The sequence below is a fragment of the Streptomyces sp. NBRC 109706 genome, assembly GCF_000974485.1.
GTDB lineage: Bacteria > Actinomycetota > Actinomycetes > Streptomycetales > Streptomycetaceae > Streptomyces.
Genome location: NZ_BBOM01000004.1, coordinates 1,161,737 through 1,183,732, shown reverse-complemented (window position 1 = coordinate 1,183,732; position 21,996 = coordinate 1,161,737). Strand labels below are relative to the sequence as shown.

The window sequence follows — 21,996 nt, the reverse complement described above, 5'->3', positions numbered from 1 at the left end:
GCCTGCGGGTTCAGTCGGCGCGGGTCAGCACGCGCACCCGCTCGATGTCCTGGTGGATCTGCGCCAGAAAGGCATCCAGCGAGTCGAAGGTCTCCTGGCCACGCACGAAGGCGCCGAACTCCACGGCCACCCACTGCCCGTACAGCTCCAGGTCGGTGCGGTCCAGCGCATAGGCCTCGACGGTGCGGGCGGTGCCGTGGAAGTGCGGGTTGGTGCCGACGGAGACGGCGGCCGGCAGCCGTTCGCCGTCGGCCAGCAGCCAGCCCGCGTAGACCCCGTCGGCCGGCACGGCCGAATGCGGTACCAGGTCCAGGTTGGCGGTGGGGATGCCCAGGTCACGGCCGCGCCGGGCGCCGTGCACCACCTCGCCCTCGACCCGGTGCGGGCGGCCGAGCACCTCGGCCGCGCTGGCCACCTCGCCCTCGGCGATCAACCGCCGGGCGAGGGAGGAGGAGAACGGCTCGCCGCCGCCGGCCGAGCCACGGGCGAAGAGGTCGACGACCTGCACCTCGAAGCCATAGGTCTCCCCCAGCTCCGCGAGGGTGTCCACGGTGCCGGCGGCACGATGGCCGAAACGGAAGTTGGGCCCCTCGACGACCAGCCGTGCCCGCAGCCGCTCCACCAGCACCTTCACCACGAACTCGGCGGGCGACAGCTGGGAGAACTCCTTGGTGAACGGGAGCACCAGCACCGCGTCAACGCCGAGCCCCGCCATCAGCTCGGCGCGCCGGTCGTGCGGGGCGAGCAGCGGCGGATGGGTGCCGGGCCGGGTGACTTCCTTGGGGTGCGGGCTGAACGTCACGACCACGTTGGGCAGCCCCAACTTCCGGGCCTGTTCCACCGCCTGTCCGATGATCAACTGATGTCCTCGGTGCACACCGTCGTACGAACCGATGGTGACGACGCTGCGCCCCCAGTCCCCGGGGACATCCGCCATGTCACGCCAGCGCTGCACCGTTTCGCTCCTCGCCGCCTCTTGTGTGTCCTGCCTGTCCACGGTACCCGGACCGTTGTTGCGGGGGACGTCCGCCTCACCCCGTCCGCCCGGGCCCCGGAGCGGGGCGTCAGACGAAGACCGCGAGGCTTCTGCTGCGCTCCCCGTCGGTCTCGACCAGGGCCAGGAAACGGCCGTCCGGGTCGAAGACCGCGACCGGTCCCGGGGGCAGCTCGGGGGTCGCGATCCTGGCGCCGTTGCCCAGCAGGGTGGCCTGCCGCTGGTCCACGTCCCACCGGGGGAACGCGGCGGCGGCCGCCTCGGCCAGCGGCAACACGGCCAGCTCGGCGCGGAGTTGGTCCAGGGTGCGGGCGTCCGTCAGCTCGTAGGGGCCGACCCGGGTGCGCCGCAGCGCGGTGAGATGGCCGCCGCAGCCGAGCGCGGCGCCGAGATCCCGCGCCAACGCGCGGACATAGGTGCCGGAGGAGCAGACCACCCGTGCGGTCAGATCGGTGACGGGGGTGCCGTCCGAAGCGGTCAGTTCCCGCGGCGGGCCGGTCTCGAAGGCGTGCACGGTGACCGGTCGGGGCGGCAGGGTGACGTCCTCGCCCTCGCGCATCCGCTGGTAGGAGCGCTTTCCGTCGACCTTGACGGCGCTGACCTTGGCCGGGACCTGCATCAGCGCGCCGGTGAGCGCGGCGACCTCCTCGGCCACCGCCGCCTCGTCGAGCCCCGTGGCGCCCGGCGCCTCGGTGGTCTCGCCCTCGGCGTCGTCGGTCACCGTGGACTGGCCGAGACGGATGGTGGCCTCGTACTCCTTCTCGCGGAGCGCCAGATGCCCCAGCAGTCGGGTGGCGCGTCCCAGGCCGAGCAGCAGCACGCCGGTGGCCATCGGATCGAGCGTGCCGGCGTGGCCGACGCGGCGGGTGTGGGCGATACCGCGCACCACCGCGACGACATCGTGCGAGGTGAACCCGGCGGGCTTGTCGACGACGACCAGCCCGTCGGGGCCCTCGGCCGCCCCGCGTCGACTCATCGGTCGGTTTCGCCGTCGGACCCGGACACCGACCCGGACTCCGTCTCCGGCGCGTCCGCGTCGGCGTCTGCGTCAAGGGCCTCCCGTTCGTCGTCCTTGACATACGGGTCGGCGCCCGCCGCGTAGGAGGCGCCGGCGGCCTCCTGGCGCAGCCGCTCGTCGCGCTCGCGGGCGCGGTCGAAGAGGTCGTCCAGGTTGCGGGCTGTCTCGGGGAGCGCGTCCGGGACGAAGGTGAGGCTCGGCGTGTGCTTCACCCCGGCCGCCGCGCCCACCGCCGAACGCAGCGCCCCCTTGGCGCTGCGCAGCCCGGCGGCCACCTCCTCGCGGTCCGCTTCGTCGCCGTAGACCGTGTAGAAGACGGTCGCCTCCCGCAGGTCCCCGGTGACCCGGGTGTCGGTGATGGTGACCCGGGTGCCGAGGCGGGGGTCCTTGATGCCTCGTTGCAGCTTCTCGGCCACCACCTCCCGGATGAGGTCAGCCAGCCGCTTCGCCCGCGCCCTGTCCGCCACGGTCCCTCTCCTCGCTCTTGCTCTTTCGTTGCGCGACCGCCGTGCGGTGGCCGCTACTCGTCGTCATCGCCGTGGAACCGCCGCCGCACGGACAGCAGTTCCACCTCGGGGCGGCCCGCGACCAGCCGTTCGCACTCGTCCAGCAGGCCGGACAGATGCCCGGCCTCCCCGGACACGGCGGCGAGCCCGATGGTCGCCCGGCGGTGCAGGTCCTGGTCGCCCACCTCGGCGACGCTCACTCGGAATCTCCGGTGCAGTTCGGCCACGATCGGCCGTATCACCGCACGCTTCTGCTTGAGCGAGTGAACGTCGCCCAGCAGCAGGTCGAAGGACAGTGTCCCGGTATACATGCCGAAGATCGTAACGGGCAGGGCCGGGGCGGCTCGACGAGGTTTCCCCCGTCGGCCGGCCCCGGCCCTCCACCCGTCAGGCGCGCGGCTTCTCGCGCATCTCGTAGGTGGCGATGACGTCGTCGATCTTGATGTCGTTGAAGTTTCCGAGGTTGATACCGCCCTCGAAGCCTTCCCTGATCTCCGTCACATCGTCCTTGAAGCGGCGCAGCCCCTCGATGTTGAGGTTCTCCGCGATCACCTTGCCGTCGCGGACCAGGCGGGCCTTGGTGTTCCGCCTGACCTCGCCGGAGCGGATGAGCACACCCGCGATATTGCCCAGCTTGGAGGAGCGGAAGACCTCGCGGATCTCCGCGGTGCCCAGCTCGACCTCCTCGTACTCCGGCTTGAGCATGCCCTTCAGGGCCGACTCGATCTCCTCGATCGCCTGGTAGATGACCGAGTAGTACCGGACGTCCACGCCCTCGCGCTCGGCGGCCTGGGTGGCCCGCCCCTCGGCGCGGACGTTGAAGCCGATCACGATCGCGTCGGAGCCGGCCGCCAGGTCGATGTCGGTCTCGGTGACCGCGCCGACCCCCCGGTGCAGGATCCGCAGGTCGACACCCTCGCCGACGTCCAGCTGGAGCAGCGAGGCCTCCAGGGCCTCGACCGAACCGGAGGCGTCACCCTTGATGATGAGGTTGAGCTGCTGGATCTCACCGGCCGCGAGCACCTTGTCCAGGTCCTCCAGGGAGACCCTGCGGGTGCGCTTGGCGAAGGCCGCGTTCCGCTCGCGGGCGGCACGCTTCTCGGCGATCTGCCGCGCGGTGCGGTCCTCGCCGACCACCAGGAAGTTGTCCCCGGCGCCCGGCACGTTGGTCAGACCCTGCACCAGCACCGGCATGGCCGGTCCCGCCTCCTGGACGTTCCGCCCGGCGTCGTCGAGCATCGCCCGGACCCGGCCGTGCGCGTCGCCCGCGACCATGGTGTCGCCGACCCGCAGCGTGCCGCGCTGCACCAGCACGGTCGCCACGGCGCCCCGGCCACGGTCCAGATGGGCCTCGATCGCGATGCCCTGGGCCGCCTGGTGGGGGTTGGCCCGCAGGTCGAGGGTGGCGTCCGCGGTGAGGATCACCGCTTCGAGCAGACCCTCGATGTTGTCGCCCTGCTTGGCGGAGATGTCGACGAACATCGTGTCGCCGCCGTACTCCTCGGCCACCAGACCGAACTCGGTGAGCTGACCGCGCACCTTCGCCGGGTCGGCGCCCTCGACGTCGATCTTGTTGACCGCGACCACGATCGGCACATCGGCGGCCTTGGCGTGGTTGAGCGCCTCGACCGTCTGCGGCATCACGCCGTCGTTGGCCGCGACCACCAGGATGGCGATGTCGGTCGACTTCGCACCACGGGCCCGCATGGCGGTGAACGCCTCGTGGCCCGGGGTGTCGATGAAGGTGATCCGCCGGTCCTCGCCGTTGACCTCGGTGGAGACCTGGTAGGCACCGATGTGCTGGGTGATGCCGCCGGCCTCGCCCTCGATGACGTTGGTCTTGCGGATCGCGTCCAGCAGGCGGGTCTTACCGTGGTCGACGTGGCCCATGACGGTGACCACCGGGGGCCTGGAGGTCAGGGCCTCCTCGCCGCCCTCGTCCTCGCCGAACTCGATGTCGAAGGACTCCAGCAGCTCGCGGTCCTCCTCCTCGGGGCTGACGATCTGAACCGTGTAGTTCATCTCGTCGGCGAGGAGCTGCAGCGTCGCGTCGGAGACCGACTGCGTCGCCGTGACCATCTCGCCCAGGTTGAACAGCACCTGGACCAGGGACGCCGGGTTGGCGTTGATCTTCTCGGCGAAGTCCGTCAGCGAGGCGCCACGGGAGAGGCGGATGACCTCGCCCTTGCCGCGCGGCAGCATCACGCCACCGATCGACGGGGCCTGCATGGCCTCGTACTCCTGGCGACGCTGCCGCTTCGACTTGCGACCACGGCGCGCCGGGCCGCCGGGGCGGCCGAAGGCGCCCTGCGTGCCACCACGGCCACCCGGACCACCGGGACGGCCGCCGAAGCCACCGGGACGGCCGGCGAAACCGCCGCCACCACCGGGACGCGCGCCGGGACCGCCGCCGCCACCGGGACGACCACCGAAGCCGCCGCCACCGCCGCCGCCACCCGGGCGGTTGCCGCCCCGACCGGCGAAGCCGCCGCCACCGCCACCGGGACGGGCACCGGGACCGCCGCCGCCACCGGGGCGACCGCCGGGACCGCCGCCGCCGGGACGACCGCCGGCCGAGGGCCGCTGCGGCATCATGCCCGGGTTGGGACGGTTACCGCCGGGGCCCGGACGGGGACCGGCGTTGCCGCCCTGCGGGCGCGGCATATTGCCGGGGGTGGCACGGCCGCCACCCGGCGCCTGCGGACGCGGACCGCCCTGGGACGGGCCGCCGGGACGCGGGGCGCCGCCCTGCGCGGGGCCGGCCGGGCGCGGCCCGGGACGCGGCGCCTGCTGGGGGCGCGCCATGCCGGTGGAACCACCGGTGGAGAAGGGGTTGTTGCCCGGGCGCGGGCCGGCCGGGCGGCCGCCGCCCGGCTTGGGGCCGGCCGGCTTGCCGCCGGCGGGCTTCTGCTGGCCACCGGGCTTGGGGCCGGTGGGCCGCTGCGCCGGCTTGGGGGACTGCTGCCCCGGGCGCGGACCGGCCGGCCTGGCCGGCGCGGCCTCGCCCTGCGGGGCGGTGAACTCGGGGTTCGCCGGGGCGGCCGGCGTGGACGGGGCCGGCGGCTGCGGCGCGGCGGGGGCCGCGGGGCCCGGCTTGGGGGCGGGACCGCCCGGCTTCGGGGCGGTGCCGGCCGGCTTGGGGGCGCTGGCGCCGGGGCGCGGCGCGCCCGGCTTCGGGGCACCCGGCCTGGGCGCGCCCGGCTTGGGGGCGGGGCCACCCGGCTTGGGGGCTCCCGGCTTCGCGGGCCGACGGCTGGCGCCGCCGTTGCCCGCACTCAGTGCGTCAGTCAGTTTGCGTACAACCGGCGCCTCGATCGTCGAGGACGCCGAACGGACGAACTCACCCAGCTCCTGGAGTTTGGCCATGACGACCTTGCTCTCAACTCCAAGCTCCTTGGCGAGCTCGTATACCCGGACCTTAGCCACTTCGCTCCTTATACGGTCCGGGGGTCGGTCGTCCGCCGGACCTTCGCTACTTCACGGGCGTACTCATCGCGTACTCATCGAGTGCTCATCGCAATCTCGACCTACTTCCAACTCGCGAGGTACCTACCGTGCGGACCACCCGCACGGCGCTTATTACGGTCTTACGGTTCTTGCGTTTCCTGCGGTGTCGCCTGGCCGACCGCCGATCGCAGGGGTTCGACGTCGAGCGGTCCCTGGAGCCGGAAGGCCCGGGGGAACGCCCGGCGGCGCACCGCCTGCTCAAGACAGGCCGGCGTGGGGTGCAGATACGCACCCCGACCGGGCAGCGTACCGCGAAGATCGGGGACACAACGATCCTCGATCACCACCACACGCAGCAGTCCGTCCCGGAAGAGACGCTGCCGGCACCCGACACAGGTGCGCTCAGGGCAGGCTGGTGCATGGCTCCGGCCAGACACTAAGGATTCTACCTCCCCGTGCTCCCGCCCAACGAACGGGCCGGGCACCGACGATCGGCTCGACTCCGGACGTGGCCCCGGCGCTTCCGCCGGGGCCACGGGCCGGTCGACTAACGGGCGTTCTCGCCCGGTTCGGTGTCCGGTCGGATATCGATCCGCCAGCCGGTCAGCCGGGCGGCCAGCCGCGCGTTCTGGCCCTCCTTGCCGATGGCCAGCGAGAGCTGGTAGTCGGGCACGGTGACCCGGGCGGACCTGGCCGCCTCGTCCACCACGTCGACCTTGTTGACGCGGGCCGGCGAGAGCGCGTTGGCCACCAGCTGGGCCGGATCGTCCGACCAGTCCACGATGTCGATCTTCTCGCCGTGCAGCTCGGCCATCACGGCGCGCACCCGGCCGCCCATCGGGCCGATGCAGGCGCCCTTGGCGTTGAGCCCGGGACGCAGCGAGCGCACCGCGATCTTGGTGCGGTGGCCGGCCTCCCTGGCGATGGCGGCGATCTCGACCGAACCGTCGGCGATCTCCGGCACCTCAAGCTCGAAGAGCTTCTTCACCAGGCTGGGATGCGTGCGGGAGAGCGTGACGGACGGGCCGCGCGCCCCCTTGACCACCCGCACCACATAGCAACGCACCCGCGCGCCGTGGGTGTACTCCTCGCCCGGCACCTGCTCCTGCGGCGGCAGGATGGCCTCCAGACGGCCGATGTCCACCAGCACGCTCTTGGGGTCCCGGCCCTGCTGCACGACGCCGGCCACCACATCGCCCTCGCGGCCCGCGTACTCGCCGAAGGTGACGTCCTCCTCGGCGTCCCGCAGCCGCTGCAGGATGACCTGCTTGGCCGTGGTCGCCGCGATCCGGCCAAAGCCCTGCGGGGTGTCGTCGAACTCCTTGGGCTCCGCCTCGGCGTCGCCTTCCGGCAGGTCCTCCGGATCCTCCTTGGCCCAGACCGTCACATGCCCGGTCCTGCGGTCCAGCACCACCCGCGCCGAGCGGCTGCCGCCCTCGCTGCGGTGGTAGGCGATCAGCAGCGCCGACTCGATCGCCTCCACCAGCAGGTCGAAGGAGATCTCCTTCTCCCGGACGAGCCCCCGGAGGGCACTCATGTCGATATCCACGGTTACGCCTCCTTCAGGCTCTCGTCAGCGGACGCGGCCGACTGCTTGTCGTCCGCCTTGCGGTTGAACTCCAGCTCGACCCGCGCCTTCGCGATCTCGGCGAAGGCGAGCCGGCGGACCGTGGGCTTGCGCCCCTTCTCCCCCGGCACCTCGACCACCACGCCCTCGTCGTCCACCTCGGTCAGCCGGGCCGTGAGGTCCGCGCCCTGGTGCGGGCGCAGCCACAGCAGCCGGCCGACGGAGCGGCGGTAGTGCCGGGACTCCGTGAGCGGACGCTCGGCGCCGGGCGAGGTGACCTCCAGCACATAGGGGGCGCCGCCCATGATGTCGGTGGTGTCCAGCGCCTCCGACACCTCGCGGCTCAGCTCGGCGCAGGCGTCGAGCCCCACGCCGTCGTCGGTGTCCACCACCACAGCGAGGACCCGGCGCCGCCCAGCCGTGGTGATCTTCACTTCCTCAAGATCCATCTCGTGCCGGGTGGCCAGCGGCTGGACCAACTCCCGCAGCCTGTCGATCTGGGTGCTCATCCGGGTGACTCCTCGGCCGCGTCTGCTGTTGTGGGACGGCCCTCGTGTTGGCGGTCTCGTCCCAGCAGCCTATCGCCTGCCGGATGGATCGCCGACCGCCTTGGCCTGGGGCCTGGCACGCCGGGAGGTGGGGTGGCACCGGGTTACCGGGAGGGCACGGGTACGCTCACGGGGCGGTGATCTTCCCGGCCGGGGCCGGAGGACGCCGGCCCGCCCCAACGAGGCACTCCGACACGGAAAACTGCGGGAAAACGGGAAAACGGGGAAACCATGCCCATGGGCCTGCCCAGACGTTCGTTCCTGGCCGCCGGCGCGGCCCTCACCCTGACCGGCGCGGTCGCCGGCTGTTCCACGGACGCGGGGGCGCGTCCCGGCGGGCAGTCGGTGTCTGCGGTCAGCGTGCAGGGGCTGCGGCGAAGGACCGCTCGCCGGAGCACGGCGCTGGTCTCCCGCTACGACGCGACGGCCGAGGCGCATCCGGCGCTGGCCGAGGCGCTGGCGCCGTTCCGCGATGTGGCCGTGGCCCATCTGCGGGCGCTCAGCGACGGTTCGGCGACCGGCCCGGCCGGGGCGCCCCCCGAGGTGCCGGCCGAGCCGGCCGACGCGGTGGGCGCGCTGATCGAGGACGAGCGGCGGACCTCGGACGAACGGTTGGCGGCGCTCGACGAGGCACCGCCCGAACTGGCCAGGCTGCTGGCCTCGTTGGCGGCGGCCGGCGCCGCCCAGGCACAGCTGTTGGAAGGGGTGCGGGCATGAGGACCGCCGACGAGGAGGCGGCGCCGGCGCTGGAGGCGACGCAGGCCGCGCTGGCCGCCGAACACGCCGCCGTCTACGGCTACGGGGTGGTCGGCGCGCTGCTCGGCGAGGAGCGCGGCGGCGAGGCGCGGGAGGCGTACGAGGCGCATCGCGCGCGGCGGGACGCGCTCCAGGGGACGGTGCGGGAGCTGGGCGCGAGCCCGGTGGCCTCGGCCGCCGGCTACGCGCTGCCGTTCGAGGTCGCCGACGAGGCGGGGGCGGTGCGGTTGGCCGTCGAGCTGGAGACCGGGCTGGCGGGCGCCTATGCCGATCTGGTGCTGGTCGCCGAGGGGAAGGCGCGCCGCGAGGCGGCCGGCGCGCTGCGTGACGCGGCGGTGCTGGCGGCCCGTTGGGGCGGCCGGGTGGAGGCCTTTCCCGGTCTGACGGAGTATCGCGAGGAGAGCCAGGGGGATGGCTGAGGTCATGGAGTCGGCACGGGGACTGGCGCCGCCGAGGCGGCTGGCGGAGGCGTTGGGCCCGGGCGGGGCCGGCTGGTTGGCGGGGCTGCCGGCGCTGGTGGAGGAGATGTGCGCGCGGTTCGGGGTGACGCCCGAGCGGGTGGTGGAGCCCGGTGGGCGCGACAGCGTGGCGGTGCTGGTGCGCCGTGCGGACGGTTCCCGGGCCGCGTTGAAGCTGCTCGCCCCCGGCGCTCCCGGGCAACCCCCGCCGGCCGTCCTTGAGTTGGCGGCGCTGCGCCGCTGGGACGGTCTGGGCGCTGTGCGGGCGCTGGACGCGGCGCCCGAGGCGGGCGCGCTGCTGTTGGAGCGGCTGCACGGCGAGACGTCGCTGCGTTCGCTGCCGGACGCCAAGGCGACGTTGGAGGCCGTCTCGACGGTGCGGCGGCTGTGGGTGGCGCCGGGCGAGGGGCATCCGTTCCCCTCGGTGGCCGAGCACACGGCCGGGGAGCTGCCGGCGCTGCGGGCGGTGGCGGGCTCGGAGGTGGGGCCGCTGGTCGAGGCGGCGCTGGCGGCCAGGGACGAGCTGCTGGCCGAGCCGCCCGAGGAGCTGCTGCTGCACGGGGACTTCCGGCAGGGCGCGGTGTTGGCGTCGGACGAGGAGCGCGCCCGGTGGCTGACGGTGGGGCCGCGTCCGGTGGTGGGTGAGCGGGCCTTCGATCTGGCGCGGCTGGTGCGGGACCGGCTGCACGATCTGATGGCGTCGCCCGGTGCCGCCGCCATCGCGCGGCGGCGGGTGAACCGGCTGGCGGATTCGGTCGAGGCCGATCCGGAGCGGCTGCGCCGCTGGGCGCTGTACCGGGGGGTGGCCTCGGGGGTGCGGCAGTCGGCCGCCGGGCGGCGGGCGGACGGCGAGGCTCTTTTCGAGTTCGCCAGCTGGTTGTGAGCCAGCTGGCGGTGAACTCCGCTCGGCGCGGCGCCCGTTCCCGGTCAGGGACGCAGCAGCGGCAGGGGCGCGCCCATCACGGCGTAGGGGCTGGGCGCGGCGGGGAAGAGCACCCGGCGGGCGAGGTCGCGGTAGCCGAGCTTGCGGTAGAGCTCCCGGGCGGGTGACTCGGTGTCGATCGCGGAGAGGATCGACCGGGGCTCGCTGGCCTGGTCGGTGAGCGTGGTGATCAGGCGGCGGCCTATGCCCCGGTGCTGGTAGGCCGACAGCACATGGAGTTCGGTGATGGTGAACGAGCCCTCCAGCCAGCCCTCGTTGCCCTCGCGGCGCAGATAGGGCTCCACGACGGTCGACCACCACTGCACCCGGTCGTTGGGCATGCCGTAGACGAAGCCGACCAGGCGGTCGTCGGCGCGCCGGGTGGCGCCGAGGGCGCGGGCGCCCGGGGTGGCCAGATGGCGCAGCACGATATGGCGGCGCACCTCCACCTCCTCCCGGCTGAGCCCGAACGCCTCGGCCTGGACGGCCAGCGCCTCGTCCACCCGGGCGGCCAGGTCGAGCGGTCCAACGGTGACCTCGTCGGAGGCGTCCACCGCTGCCTCACCAGGAGAACGTGTCATGCCGGGAGGCTAACGCGCCGCGCGGACGCCCGTCGCGTCCGGTGGCCCGCATGCGCGGGGCCCGCCCTCAGAAGAGGACGCTCATCAGGGCGCCCACCTCGGTGAAACCGAGCCGCCGGTAGACGGCGAGCGCCGGGGCGTTGAAGTCGTTGGCGTAGAGGCTGACCAGCGGGGCGGTCTCGGCCAGGGCGTGCCGCAGCACGGTGGCGAGGCCCCGGGTGGCCAGGCCCTCGCCGCGGCGGTCGGGTGCCGTCCAGACGCCCTGGAGCTGGCAGCACTGGGGGGTGACGGCGCCGATCTCGGCCTTGAAGACGATCCGGCCGTCCTCCACCCGGGCGAAGCACCGGCCGGCGCCGACGATCTCGGCGACCCTGGCCTGGTAGGTCAGCCCGCCGTCCTCGGCGTCCAGCGGGGAGATGCCGACCTCCTCGGTGAACATGTCCACGGCGGCTGGCAGCACCAGCGGCATCTCGTCCTTGCGCATCCGCCGCACCCGGGGGTCGGGGGCGACCTCGGTGGGGACGGTGCGGGTGGCGAGCAGCGGCTGGCGGGCGCGTACCTCCCTGGCGGGGCCCCAGTGCGGCTCCAGCAGGCTCCAGAGCCTGGCGGTGGCCGGGACCGGGCCGACGATGGAGGAGCAGCGTCGGCCCTGGGCCCTGGCGCGGGCGGCGAAGGCCCGGACGGCTTCGTCGTCGGCCTGGATGGGGACCAGGTTGGCGCCCGCGTAGCAGAGGGCGGTGAGCCGGCCGCGCCGGTAGTGCCCCCACATCTCGCCGCCCAGGAAGGGTGGTTCGAGGCGGGAGTCGAGCACCCGGGCGGTGACGAAGGCGTTGGCCACCGGGTCCTCGTCGAGCAGGGCGAGCACCGGGCTCAGCTCCTCGGGCGCGATGACCCGGACAGAGGGAGTGATCAGCACGGGACGGCCTCGCGGTCGCGGTCTTCGGTGTTGAGTGTTCGATGGGGGTCGACGGGACGCCGGCACTGTACCGCGCGCCGGCCCCTCGGGGAGGGGCCAGCGCGGGAACGCGTGTGCGGCTCAGCCGACGGCGACCTCGGGCTCGCCGGCGGCGACGCCGTCGCGCTCCATCTGCTCGGCGATCTTCATGGCCTCGTCGATCAGGGTCTCCACGATCTTGGACTCGGGCACGGTCTTGATGACCTCGCCCTTGACGAAGATCTGCCCCTTGCCGTTGCCGGAGGCGACGCCGAGGTCGGCCTCCCTGGCCTCGCCCGGGCCGTTGACGACACAGCCCATGACGGCGACGCGGAGCGGCACCTCCATGCCGTCGAGACCGGCGGTGACCTCCTCGGCCAGCTTGTAGACGTCGACCTGGGCCCGACCGCAGGACGGGCAGGAGACGATCTCCAGGCGGCGTTGCCGCAGGCCGAGGGATTCCAGGATCTGCGCGCCGACCTTGACCTCCTCGGCCGGCGGCGCGGAGAGGGAGACCCGGATGGTGTCCCCGATGCCCTCGCTGAGCAGAGCGCCGAAGGCGACGGCGGACTTGATGGTGCCCTGGAACGCGGGCCCCGCCTCGGTGACACCCAGGTGCAGCGGGTAGTCGCACTGGGCGGCCAGCTGCCGGTACGCGTTGACCATCACCACGGGGTCGTTGTGCTTGACGGAGATCTTGATGTCCCGGAAGCCGTGCTCCTCGAAGAGCGAACACTCCCAGAGCGCGGACTCCACCAAAGCCTCGGGGGTCGCCTTGCCGTACTTGGCGAGCAACCGCTTGTCCAGGGAGCCGGCGTTGACCCCGATCCGGATCGGGGTGCCGGCGTCGCCGGCGACCCTGGCGATCTCCTTGACCTTGTCGTCGAACTGCTTGATGTTGCCCGGGTTGACCCGGACCGCGGCGCAGCCCGCCTCGATGGCGGCGAAGACGTACTTGGGCTGGAAGTGGATGTCGGCGATCACCGGGATCTGCGACTTGCGGGCGATGGTCGCCAGGGCGTCGGCGTCGTCCTGCGTGGGGACCGCCACGCGGACGATCTGGCAGCCGGATGCGGTGAGTTCAGCGATCTGTTGCAGGGTGGAGCCGATGTCCGAGGTACGAGTCGTGGTCATCGACTGCACGGAGACCGGGGCGTCACCCCCTACCGCGACGGATCCGACCTGGATCTGACGGCTGACGCGGCGTTCGGCCAGTTTGGCCGGTACTGACGGCATTCCCAGCGAGATGGCTGTCATGGATGTGTGCAACCCCCGGTGCGAATCGGGTCCCGGAATTGGGCGTACTCCGGCCACAGAGCCTACGGCACTCACCCGGCCAGCCGTACGGGGCTGACGATATCCGCGGCCAGCACCAGCAGGGTGAAACAGACGAATACCCCGGCGACGACATAGGCCAACGGCATCAGCTTGGCCACGTCGAACGGACCCGGGTCGGGCCGCCTGGCGACCCTGGCCGCCTTCCTGCGCACCGACTCCCAGAGGGCGCCCGCGATATGGCCGCCGTCCAGCGGCAGCAGCGGCAGCATGTTGAAGAGGAAGAGGGAGAGGTTGAAGCCGGCGACCAGGAAGAGGGCGGTGGCGAGCTGCTGGCTGGCCGGGATGTCCAGGGTGAAGATCTCGCCGCCGACCCTGGCAGCGCCCACCACGCCCATCGGCCCGTTCTGGTCACGCTCCTCCTGGCCGGTGATCGAGTGCCAGAGGTTGGGGATCTTGGAAGGCAGGGCGAGCATGGCGTCCACGCCGGTGCTCATGATCTCGCCCATCCGGTCCACGGCCTGGGGGAAGTCCTGCCTGACCACGCCGCTGGCCGGGGAGAAGCCGAGGAAGCCGGCGGTGATGAACTCGCCCTCGACGAGACCGCCGTTGCCGTCGGTCTTGCCCACCTGGTTCTCGATGAGGTTCGCCCGCAGCTCCATCCGCGTCCCGTCCCGGTCCACCGTGATGGTGGCGGCGCCGACGGTGTCCCTGATGCGCTGCTGGAGGTCGCCCCACTCGTCCACCGGCTGGCCCTGGAAGGCCACGATCTCGTCGCCGGGGAGCAGTCCCGCCTCGGCGGCCGGCGCCGGCATGTCACCGGCGGCACACTCGCGGGGCTCCTCGTTCTGCGCGATCACGCATTCGGAGACGGTGGCGACGGTGGTGGTCTGGGTGTTGATGCCGAAGCCCATCAGCACGCCGAGGAAGATCGCCACGGCGAGCACCAGGTTCATCGCCGGCCCGGCGAACATCACGATGACGCGCTTCCACGGCTTGCGGGTGTAGAACAGCCGCTTCTCGTCGCCCGGCTGCAACTCCTCGAAGGCCGCCGCCCTGGCGTCCTCGATCATGCCCCGGAACGGGGAGGTGGAACGCTGCCTGATGGCGCCGTCGGGGCCCGGGGGAAACATGCCGATCATTCGGATATAGCCGCCGAGCGGCACGGCCTTGACCCCGAACTCGGTCTCGCCGCGCCGCCGGGAGAAGATCGTCGGCCCGAATCCGACCATGAACTGCGGAACGCGCACGCCGAACATCCGGGCCGTGGAGAAGTGGCCGAATTCATGCCAGGCGATGGAGAACAGCAGTCCGAAGACGAAAATGAGTATGCCGAGGATGAACATCAGGGCCGTCATACCGTCATCTCCTGGATCGCCGTTCCGCCTCGGCCGCTCCGCGCGGCGCTCGCCTCGCTCACCGGCCGGCCCCCGTGGCCCGGACCGGGTGCGCCCCGACCAGCTCACGTGTGCGCAGCCGTGCCGCGCGCTCCGCTTCGAGGACGTCCGAGAGGGTGAGGGAGGTTCCCCTGGCCTCCGAACCCCGTTCGTCGACCACCCGCGCGACGGTGTCCACGATCCCGGTGAACGGCAGCCGGCCGGCGAGGAACGCGTCCACGCACTCCTCGTTGGCCGCGTTGAACACCGCGGGCGCGACACCGCCGAGGCTACCGACCCGGCAGGCGAGCGGCACCGAGGGGAAGGCATCCGGGTCCAGCGGGAAGAACTCCCAGGTGCTGGCCGTGGTCCAGTCGCAGCCCGCGGTGGCGTCCGGCACCCGCCGCGGCCAGCCGAGCGCCAGGGCGATCGGCAGCCGCATGTCCGGCGGGCTGGCCTGGACCAGCGTCGACCCGTCGACGAACTCGACCATCGAGTGCACATAGGACTGGGGGTGGACGACCACCTCGATCCGCTCGAACGGGATCCCGTAGAGCAGATGCGCCTCGATCACCTCAAGGCCCTTGTTGACCAGGGTCGCCGAGTTGATGGTGATCACCGGCCCCATCCGCCAGGTGGGATGGGCCAGGGCGTCCTTCGGCGTCACCTCGGCCAGCTCGGCCCTGGTCCGGCCGCGGAACGGGCCGCCGCTGGCCGTCACCAGCAGCCGCCTGACCTCGGGCACCGTGCCGCCGAGCAGGGCCTGGAAGAGCGCCGAGTGCTCGGAGTCCACCGGGATGATCTGGCCGGGCGCGGCCACCGCCCGCACCAGCGGACCGCCGACGATCAGCGACTCCTTGTTGGCCAGCGCCAGCACGTGCCCCGCGCTCAGCGCCGCCAGGGTGGGGGCCAGCCCGATCGAACCGGTGATGCCGTTGAGCACGGTGTGGCAGGGGCGGGACGCCAGCTCGGCGGCGGCGTCCGGCCCGGCCAGCACCTCGGGCAGCGGCTCGCCCACCCCGTACTGCGCGCGCAGTGTCTCCCGCAGCTCGGTGGCCAGCTCCGGGCGGGCGACGGCCACCGTGCTCACCTGGAGCCGGTGGGCCTGGCCGGCCAGCAGATCCAGCCGGTCGCCGCCGGCGGACAGCCCGGTGACCCGGAACAGTCCGGGGTTGCGCAGCACCACGTCGACGGCCTGGGTGCCGATGGACCCGGTGGAACCGAGGATGGTCACCTCGCGCGGGCCCTCGGACGGCGGCTGGTCCTGATACCTCAGACGCGGGTGGGCGAGACAGTCGGGACTCTCGGTCATCTGCCTATTGTCACCTTGCCGCGCCGCGCCCCCGCGCCGGGTCCCGGTCCGGCCAGGGGCGCGGGGGTCGGTTCCGGCCGCCCGGCGCGGGCGGCTACGGGGCGCGGGGCACGGGCCGGTGCAGATCGGGGTGCGGGGAGGGGCCGCTCGGGGTCTCGGCGATCCAGGGCCCGTCGTCGGACGGCTCCGCGACGCCGGCCTCCAGCCAGGTGTGCCGGCCGTCGGCCACGGCCCGGGCCAGCCGCGCGTCGGAGCCGTCCGAGTTGTGCCAGAGCCGGGGGAACAGCTCCTCGATCCGCAGATGCGCCTGCCGGCAGAAGGCGTCGGCCAGCTGGTACGCCTCGGCGCCGCTCTCGCCCCTGGCGCGCAGCCGCTCGGCGTGCACACAGGCGGCGGTGATGGCGAACAGCTCGGCGCCGATGTCCACCACCCGGCCGAGGAAGCTCTGCTTGCTCTCCAGCCGGCCCTGCCAGCGGGACATCCCGTAGAACACGGCGCGGGCCAGCCGGCGGGCGGTGCGTTCGGCGTACCGCAGATGGGACGAGAGGTCGGGGTGGTCGGAGACCCGGAAGTCGCCGTAGGAGAGGGGGAGATGGCCGCGCCCCGTGGCCAGCGAGGGGAGCCAGCGGGCGTAGAAGCCGCCGGCGGCCCAGGCCGCCTTGCGCTTGCGGGTGAGGTTGGCGTCGGGGTCGACCAGGGCGCCGGCGACCTTCAGATGGGCGTCCACCGCCTCCCTGGCGATCAGCAGCCGCATGATCTCGCTGGAGCCCTCGAAGATGCGGTTGATCCGGGTGTCGCGCAGCAACTGCTCGACGGGGACGGCGCGTTCGCCCCTGGCGGCCAGCGAGTCCGCCGTCTCGTAGCCGCGCCCGCCACGGATCTGCACCAGCTCGTCGGCGATCCGCCAGGCCATCTCGCTGCCGTAGAGCTTGGCGACGGCGGCCTCGATCCTGATGTCGGTGCGCTCCTCGTCGGCCAGCTCGCCGGACAGCTCGACCATGGCCTCCAGGGCGAAGGTGGTGGCGGCGATGAACGCGATCTTGGCGCCGATCGCCTCGTGTCGGGCGATCGGCCGCCCCCACTGGACCCGGGCCGTGGACCATTCGCGCGCCACCTTCAGGCTCCACTTCCCCGCGCCGACGCACATCGCGGGCAGCGCGAGGCGGCCGGTGTTGAGCGTGGTCAGGGCGATCCGCAGCCCCTGCCCCTCCTCGCCGATCCGCTGCGCGGCGGGGACCCTGACCCGGTGCAGCCGCGTCACGCCGTTCTCGATGCCGCGCAGGCCCATGAAGGCGTTGCGGGCCTCGACCGTGATGCCCGGCGAGTCGGCCTCCACCACGAAGGCGCTGATGCCACCCGGATGCCCGGGCCGCTCGGGCACCGAGGCCAGCACCACCAGCAGTTCGGCGATGACCCCGTTGGTCGTCCAGAGCTTGACGCCGTCCAGCAGGTAGTCGTCGCCGTCGGGGGTGGCGGTGGCGCCCAGCCTGGCCGGGTCGGAGCCGACGTCGGGCTCGGTCAGCAGGAAGGCGGAGACGGCGCCGGCGGCGCAGCGGGGCAAATAGGCGCGGCGCTGCTCCTCGGTGCCGAAGAGGTCGAGGGGTTGGGGGACGCCGATGGACTGGTGCGCGGAGAGCAGCGCGCCCAGCGCGGGGCTGGCGGTGCCGACCAGGGCCAGCGCTCGGCCGTAGGCGAGATGGCTCAGGCCGAGGCCGCCGTACTCGGGGGCGATCCGCATGCCGAAGGCGCCGAGCTCGCGCAGCCCCTGGATCAGCTCGTCGGGGACGCGGGCCTCGCGTTCGATGGCGGCGCCGTCGACCCGCTCGGCGACGAAGGCGCCGAGCCGGGCCAGGAAACGCTCGCCCTCGGCCGCGTCCGCCGGCTCGGGCTCGGGACGGGGGTGGATCAGATCGAGGCGCAGCCGACCGAGGAACAGCTCCTTGGCGAAGCTCGGCCTGCGCCACTCCGGGTCGCGGGCCGCCTCGGCGATCCGGCGGGCCTCTCGTTCGGTGGTCATCCTCTGGTCACCTCACCGTCGAGATCGGGGGTCGGGCGTCGCGCACCCCCGTGGGCGCCGCTGGGGCGCCGGGGTCGAACGGGGCCACGGCGGAACGCGCCGGAGGGCGGCCGATCGCCGCTGGAGGAACCGCGGGGGGACTACTGGAGCGTATGTACCCGTTGCGCGGTGAATCGCACCCGTTCGCGGTGGGATTTCCTGGGGCGGTTCCGGGAGTTGAAGCGCTTCAACAGATCCCTGGACACCCCTCCGTGGCGGGTTTAAGGTCATCGGCATGACGTGCGGTGGGCCCGCAGGGGCGCCGTCGAAGCGCTTCAAACCCCGCCGCCGTACCCCACCGCCCCCGCCTACGGTTCCTGGAGAGAATATGGTCACCCTCGCCGAGGTCGCCCGGCACGCGGGCGTCTCTGCCAGCACGGTGAGCTACGTCCTCAGCGGCAAGCGGACCATCTCCCTGCCGACCAGGGAGCGGGTGGAGCGCAGCATCAGGGAGTTGGGCTACCACCCCAACGCCGGCGCCAGGGCGCTGGCCAGCAGCAGGTCCAACATCATCGCCCTGATGATGCCGCTTCGGACTGACATGTACCTGCCGGTGATGATGGAGATCGCGATCGCGGTGGCGACCACCGCGCGTGAGCACGCGCACGACGTGCTGTTGCTCACCGGCCAGGAGGGCCCGGACGCGGCCCGTCGCGTGGTCGGCAGCGGCCTCGCGGACGCCATGATCCTGATGGACGTGGAGCTGGAGGACCAGCGGCTGCCGCTGGTGCGGGTGACGCCCCGCCCCGCCGTGCTGATCGGCCTGCCGTCCGACACCACCGATCTCACCTGTGTGGACCTGGACTTCGAGGCCACCGGCCGGCTCTGCGTCGACCATCTCGCCACCCTGGGCCATCGGGACATCGCCGTGGTGGGCGAGGCCGCGGCCGTCTACGAGCGGCGCACGGGGTTCGCCGAGCGGACGGTGCGGGGCGTGCGTCAGCGCGCCGACGAGCTGGGCATGCGGGTGCTGCACCGGCCGTGCGACGGCTCCTACGAGTCGGTCGCCGGCACCCTGGCCAGGATCTTCGACGAACGGCCCGCCACCAGCGGCATCGTGGTGCAGAACGAGGCGGCGATCGAGCCGCTGCTCAGCCTGCTGCGGCAGCAGGGCCGGGCGGTGCCGGAGGACATCTCGGTGGTCGCCGTCTGCCCCGAACAGGTCGCCGCCGGCACCTCGGTGGCGCTGACCTCGGTGGCGATCCCGGCCCAGGAGATGGGTCGGCTGGCCGTGGAGCTGGTGATGGCCAGGGCGGGCGCCGCCGGGCAGGGGCCGTCCGCCGTGCCGCCGCGCATCGAGCTGCTGCCCCCGGCGCTCACCGTCCGGGCCAGCACGGGCCCGGCGCCCGCGGCTCGCTGAGCCACGGGCGCCGGGTCGGTCGGCTGCTCCCGGGGGGCCGCTCAGCCGCCGCTGACCGTGAAGTCGTTGGTGACGAAGGTGAGTCCGCCGGCGGACGAGGTGATCTCGTAGCCGAACTGCACATCGCCGATGACCTCGTCCTGGCTCATCCAGCCCTGTTCGGTGATCCAGTCCAGGATCGGCAGCAGATCGACCTGTCCCGAGCTGGAGTTCCCGTTCTGGCGCAGGAACGAGTACACGTTGTTGTGTCCGTTGCTGCCGTGGTAGACGTCCCAGGTGTGGCCGCCCAGGGTGGCCTGGCCGACCGGGGAGCCCAACGGGCCCACCGGGCCGTACCAGTTCATCCACAGCATGATCTCGTGGTCGTAGTTCTCGTCCCACACGTCGTACGCCGTGTTGTAGGCGCCGGCGGCGGGGACGGTCACGTCGTAGCTGCTGGTGAGCGAGTCGATCTCGGCGATCGGCTGGTTCACGATCCACTTCGCGTTGGGGTAGGACTTGATGCCGCCGGTGTTCGGGTGGTCGGCGGTCACCGTCCAGCTGCTGCCGGAGTCGGCCTCGACGCACTGGGTGCCGGCGCCCTCGCCCCAGATGTTGTTGTAGACGATGTAGCCGTCGTCCGTCGTCCAGTTGCCCCACTGTTCGCAGGTCTCCCAGACGGCGGCGTTGGCCGTGCCGGCGGAGAGGCCGACAACGGTGGTCAGCGCGATGGCGGGGGCCAGCAGCAGGGTTCGGGTTCTCATGGGTAGCTCCTTCACTCGGTGGGGGGTGAGCCGGTCGGAGAAAGTCAGGGGGGACGGGGGCGCGGCCTCGGTCAGCCCTTCACCGCGCCGATCAACATGCCCTTCTTGAAGTGCCGTTGGACGAACGGCGAGAGCACGGCGACCGGCAGCAGCGCCAGCACCATCACGGCGGTCTGCACCGCCAGGCTGGGGATCGCCCCGGTGCCGATCACCTGGGCCATGCCGGCCGGCCGTTCGCCCTCGATCACGATCTGCTGGAGGACGTTCTGCAGCGGGAGCTTCTCCTGGTCCTGGATGTAGATGAAGCCGTTGAACCAGTTGCTCCAGTAGCCCACCGCGTAGAAGAGCGAGATCACCGCGAGCACCGCGCGGGAGAGCGGCAGCACCATCTGCCAGAGGATGCGGAACTCCCCCGCCCCGTCGATCCTGGCGCTGTCCACGATCTCCTGGCCGACGTTCATGAAGAACGCCCGCAGCACCAGGATGTTGAAGACGTTGACCGCCATCGGCAGGATCAGCGCGGAATAGCTGTTCATCATGCCGAGGGTCTGGATCAGCAGATAGGAGGGGATCAGCCCGGCGCCGCCGAAGAACATGGTGGCCAGCAGGGTCATCAGCAGCGGCCGGTGCCAGAGCGAGCCCATCCGGGAGAGGCCGTAGGCGGCCAGCACCGAGATGGTCATGCTGAAGAGCGTGCCGACCACGGTGATGCCGACGGCGATGACCATGGAACGGGCCACCTGTCCGCCGCTCAGCAACTCCCGGTAGGCGGCCAGGCTGAAGCCGTCCGGCCAGATCACCAGGCCGCCGGCGCGGGAGATGGTCTCCGCGTCCGAGAGGCTGGTGACCACCACGATCCACAGGGGGAAGAGGATCGCCAGCAGCGCGATGCCCAGGATGACGCCCTTGGCGGTGAGCCCCACCTTGGTGGGCTGCTCCTCCCACGGCGGCCTGCGGCGCTTCCCGATCTCTTCGTCGTCCTCGACGAGCACACTGGTGTCGCTCATGCGCGCTTGTACACCCCCTGCTCACCCATCGCGTGGGCGACTCGGTTGGCGGCGAAGACCAGGAGCAGGCTGAAGACGCCCTTGACGATGCCGATGGCCGCCGCGTAGCTGAACTGGCCGTTCTGGATGCCGGTGTTCCACACATAGGTGTCCAGCACCTCGGCGGCGCCCGGGCCGACGGCCGTTCGTTGGATCATGAACTGCTCCATGCCGACGGTCAGCATGCTGCCCACCTGGAGGACCAGCAGCAGCGCGATCACCGGGCGGAGCGCGGGCAGGGTGATGTGCCAGATGCGGCGCCACCGGCCGGCGCCGTCCACGGCGGCCGACTCGTACAGCTCCTGGTTGATGGTGGAGAGCGCGGCGAGGAAGACGATGATGCCCCAGCCGGCGTCCTTCCAGATGACCTGGAAGGTGATCAGGAACTTGAAGAAGCCGGGGTCGGTCATCAGGTCGAAGCCGTCGTCCCAGCCGTTGTCCCGCATCGACTGGGCGACCAGCCCCGCGCCGCCGAGGATCTGCTGGAAGACGGTGATGACCAGCACCCAGGAGAAGAAGTGCGGCAGGTAGAGCACGGCCTGCGCCCAGGCTCTGACCTTGCTGTGCAGGATGCTGTTGATCAGGATGGCGAGCGCGATGGGGACGGGAAAGAAGAAGACCAGTTGGAGCGCGGAGAAGACCAGCGTGTTCTGGAGCGCGTCCCAGAAGTAGCTGTCGTTGACCATCCGTTCGAACTGTTCCAGGCCCACCCAGGCGCTGTTGGCCATGCTTTCGAAGAAGCCGTCGCCCGCGTAGGGACTGAAGTACTGGAAGGCGATGACGTTCCCGGCGATCGGGATGTACGCGAAGACCAGCAGTCCGGCCACGCAGGGCAGCGTCATCAGGATGAGGACACGGTCCCGCCGCAGCCGATGGCGGAAGGTGATGCCGCCCCTCAGCCGCGGATCGCCACGGCGGGAACGGGAACGCGCGCGGGGCCCACGTCCGCGAACGGGGGCCTGTTCCGGTTCGGGCTCCCGATCCGGTTCGGTGGCCGCCCGGGGCACCGTGCTGTTGGACACGGGGATCTTCTCCTTGGTTCTCGACGCCGGACACCCACCCGGCCGGGGACTGTTCGGCCGGGTGGGGGCTGTCGG

General features: G+C 72.3%; 21 protein-coding genes. 4 read left to right on the top strand and 17 right to left on the bottom strand.

What is annotated here, in order from left to right; genetic code table 11:
• Positions 1–10: 10 nt before the first annotated feature.
• The 8 genes from AOM46_RS04950 to rimP form a co-directional block, all read right to left on the bottom strand.
• Positions 11–955, bottom strand: a complete 945-nt coding sequence (locus AOM46_RS04950) for a bifunctional riboflavin kinase/FAD synthetase (protein WP_062206084.1) — start codon at positions 953–955, stop codon at positions 11–13.
• A 109-nt stretch (positions 956–1,064) separates the two neighbouring features.
• Positions 1,065–1,970 (bottom strand): tRNA pseudouridine(55) synthase TruB, encoded by a 906-nt coding sequence (truB, locus tag AOM46_RS04945; protein WP_062206081.1) that lies wholly within the window; start codon positions 1,968–1,970, stop codon positions 1,065–1,067.
• Positions 1,967–2,479 (bottom strand): 30S ribosome-binding factor RbfA, encoded by a 513-nt coding sequence (rbfA, locus tag AOM46_RS04940; RefSeq protein ID WP_062206077.1) that lies wholly within the window; start codon positions 2,477–2,479, stop codon positions 1,967–1,969. The genes truB and rbfA overlap by 4 nt, the downstream gene beginning before the upstream one ends.
• A 53-nt stretch (positions 2,480–2,532) precedes the next feature.
• Positions 2,533–2,829 carry a DUF503 domain-containing protein gene (locus tag AOM46_RS04935; protein WP_062206074.1) on the bottom strand — a complete coding sequence of 99 codons (297 nt, stop codon included), beginning with the start codon at positions 2,827–2,829 and terminating at the stop codon, positions 2,533–2,535.
• Positions 2,830–2,905: 76 nt separating this feature from the next.
• Positions 2,906–5,944, bottom strand: a complete 3,039-nt coding sequence (infB, locus tag AOM46_RS04930) for a translation initiation factor IF-2 (RefSeq protein WP_062206071.1) — start codon at positions 5,942–5,944, stop codon at positions 2,906–2,908.
• A gap of 161 nt (positions 5,945–6,105) precedes the next feature.
• Entirely contained in the window at positions 6,106–6,402 is a 297-nt protein-coding gene (locus tag AOM46_RS31610) for a YlxR family protein (protein WP_078856464.1), read from the bottom strand.
• A 110-nt stretch (positions 6,403–6,512) separates the two neighbouring features.
• The gene (nusA, locus tag AOM46_RS04920) at positions 6,513–7,514 is read right to left on the bottom strand and encodes a transcription termination factor NusA (RefSeq protein WP_062206065.1); all 1,002 of its coding nucleotides are present in this window, start codon (positions 7,512–7,514) and stop codon (positions 6,513–6,515) included.
• 2 nt (positions 7,515–7,516) lie between these two features.
• The gene (gene rimP, locus AOM46_RS04915; RefSeq protein ID WP_062206062.1) at positions 7,517–8,041 is read right to left on the bottom strand and encodes a ribosome maturation factor RimP; all 525 of its coding nucleotides are present in this window, start codon (positions 8,039–8,041) and stop codon (positions 7,517–7,519) included.
• Between the two features lie 276 nt (positions 8,042–8,317).
• Here rimP and AOM46_RS33015 point away from each other — a divergent pair, with 276 nt between their 5' ends.
• From AOM46_RS33015 to AOM46_RS04900, 3 genes are read left to right on the top strand one after another with little or no spacing between them, the layout of a single operon-like run.
• Positions 8,318–8,797: a hypothetical protein gene (locus AOM46_RS33015; protein ID WP_062206059.1), complete on the top strand. Its 480-nt coding sequence runs from the start codon at positions 8,318–8,320 to the stop codon at positions 8,795–8,797.
• Positions 8,794–9,255: a ferritin-like domain-containing protein gene (locus AOM46_RS04905; RefSeq protein ID WP_062206056.1), complete on the top strand. Its 462-nt coding sequence runs from the start codon at positions 8,794–8,796 to the stop codon at positions 9,253–9,255. Before AOM46_RS33015 ends, AOM46_RS04905 begins: the two co-directional genes overlap by 4 nt.
• Positions 9,248–10,177 carry an aminoglycoside phosphotransferase family protein gene (locus AOM46_RS04900; RefSeq protein ID WP_234313626.1) on the top strand — a complete coding sequence of 310 codons (930 nt, stop codon included), beginning with the start codon at positions 9,248–9,250 and terminating at the stop codon, positions 10,175–10,177. Before AOM46_RS04905 ends, AOM46_RS04900 begins: the two co-directional genes overlap by 8 nt.
• Before the next feature lie 44 nt (positions 10,178–10,221).
• Here the strand turns inward: AOM46_RS04900 and AOM46_RS04895 are convergent, their stop codons facing one another.
• From AOM46_RS04895 to AOM46_RS04870, 6 genes are all read right to left on the bottom strand, one after another.
• Positions 10,222–10,797 (bottom strand): GNAT family N-acetyltransferase, encoded by a 576-nt coding sequence (locus tag AOM46_RS04895; RefSeq protein ID WP_062206054.1) that lies wholly within the window; start codon positions 10,795–10,797, stop codon positions 10,222–10,224.
• Between the two features lie 67 nt (positions 10,798–10,864).
• Positions 10,865–11,710, bottom strand: coding sequence for a GNAT family N-acetyltransferase (locus AOM46_RS04890; protein WP_370592639.1), 846 nt, complete (start codon positions 11,708–11,710; stop codon positions 10,865–10,867).
• A gap of 123 nt (positions 11,711–11,833) precedes the next feature.
• Positions 11,834–12,988: a flavodoxin-dependent (E)-4-hydroxy-3-methylbut-2-enyl-diphosphate synthase gene (ispG, locus tag AOM46_RS04885; RefSeq protein WP_062206048.1), complete on the bottom strand. Its 1,155-nt coding sequence runs from the start codon at positions 12,986–12,988 to the stop codon at positions 11,834–11,836.
• A gap of 71 nt (positions 12,989–13,059) precedes the next feature.
• Positions 13,060–14,364 carry an RIP metalloprotease gene (locus AOM46_RS04880; protein ID WP_062206045.1) on the bottom strand — a complete coding sequence of 435 codons (1,305 nt, stop codon included), beginning with the start codon at positions 14,362–14,364 and terminating at the stop codon, positions 13,060–13,062.
• 58 nt (positions 14,365–14,422) lie between these two features.
• On the bottom strand, positions 14,423–15,694 hold the full coding sequence (gene dxr / locus AOM46_RS04875; RefSeq protein ID WP_062206043.1) for a 1-deoxy-D-xylulose-5-phosphate reductoisomerase: 1,272 nt from the start codon (positions 15,692–15,694) through the stop codon (positions 14,423–14,425).
• A gap of 94 nt (positions 15,695–15,788) precedes the next feature.
• Complete coding sequence (locus AOM46_RS04870) at positions 15,789–17,711, bottom strand: acyl-CoA dehydrogenase family protein (RefSeq protein WP_062206041.1); 1,923 nt, start codon at positions 17,709–17,711, stop codon at positions 15,789–15,791.
• A gap of 367 nt (positions 17,712–18,078) precedes the next feature.
• Between AOM46_RS04870 and AOM46_RS04865 the strand changes: the two genes are divergently transcribed.
• Entirely contained in the window at positions 18,079–19,110 is a 1,032-nt protein-coding gene (locus AOM46_RS04865) for a LacI family DNA-binding transcriptional regulator (RefSeq protein WP_062206038.1), read from the top strand.
• Positions 19,111–19,151: 41 nt separating this feature from the next.
• Here the strand turns inward: AOM46_RS04865 and AOM46_RS04860 are convergent, their stop codons facing one another.
• The 3 genes from AOM46_RS04860 to AOM46_RS04850 all read right to left on the bottom strand — a co-directional run bounded on the left by AOM46_RS04860 (position 19,152) and on the right by AOM46_RS04850 (position 21,921).
• Positions 19,152–19,853 carry a hypothetical protein gene (locus AOM46_RS04860; protein ID WP_062206035.1) on the bottom strand — a complete coding sequence of 234 codons (702 nt, stop codon included), beginning with the start codon at positions 19,851–19,853 and terminating at the stop codon, positions 19,152–19,154.
• 71 nt (positions 19,854–19,924) lie between these two features.
• Positions 19,925–20,860, bottom strand: coding sequence for a carbohydrate ABC transporter permease (locus AOM46_RS04855; RefSeq protein ID WP_062206032.1), 936 nt, complete (start codon positions 20,858–20,860; stop codon positions 19,925–19,927).
• Positions 20,857–21,921, bottom strand: a complete 1,065-nt coding sequence (locus AOM46_RS04850) for a sugar ABC transporter permease (RefSeq protein ID WP_062206029.1) — start codon at positions 21,919–21,921, stop codon at positions 20,857–20,859. Before AOM46_RS04850 ends, AOM46_RS04855 begins: the two co-directional genes overlap by 4 nt.
• Positions 21,922–21,996: the final 75 nt, after the last annotated feature.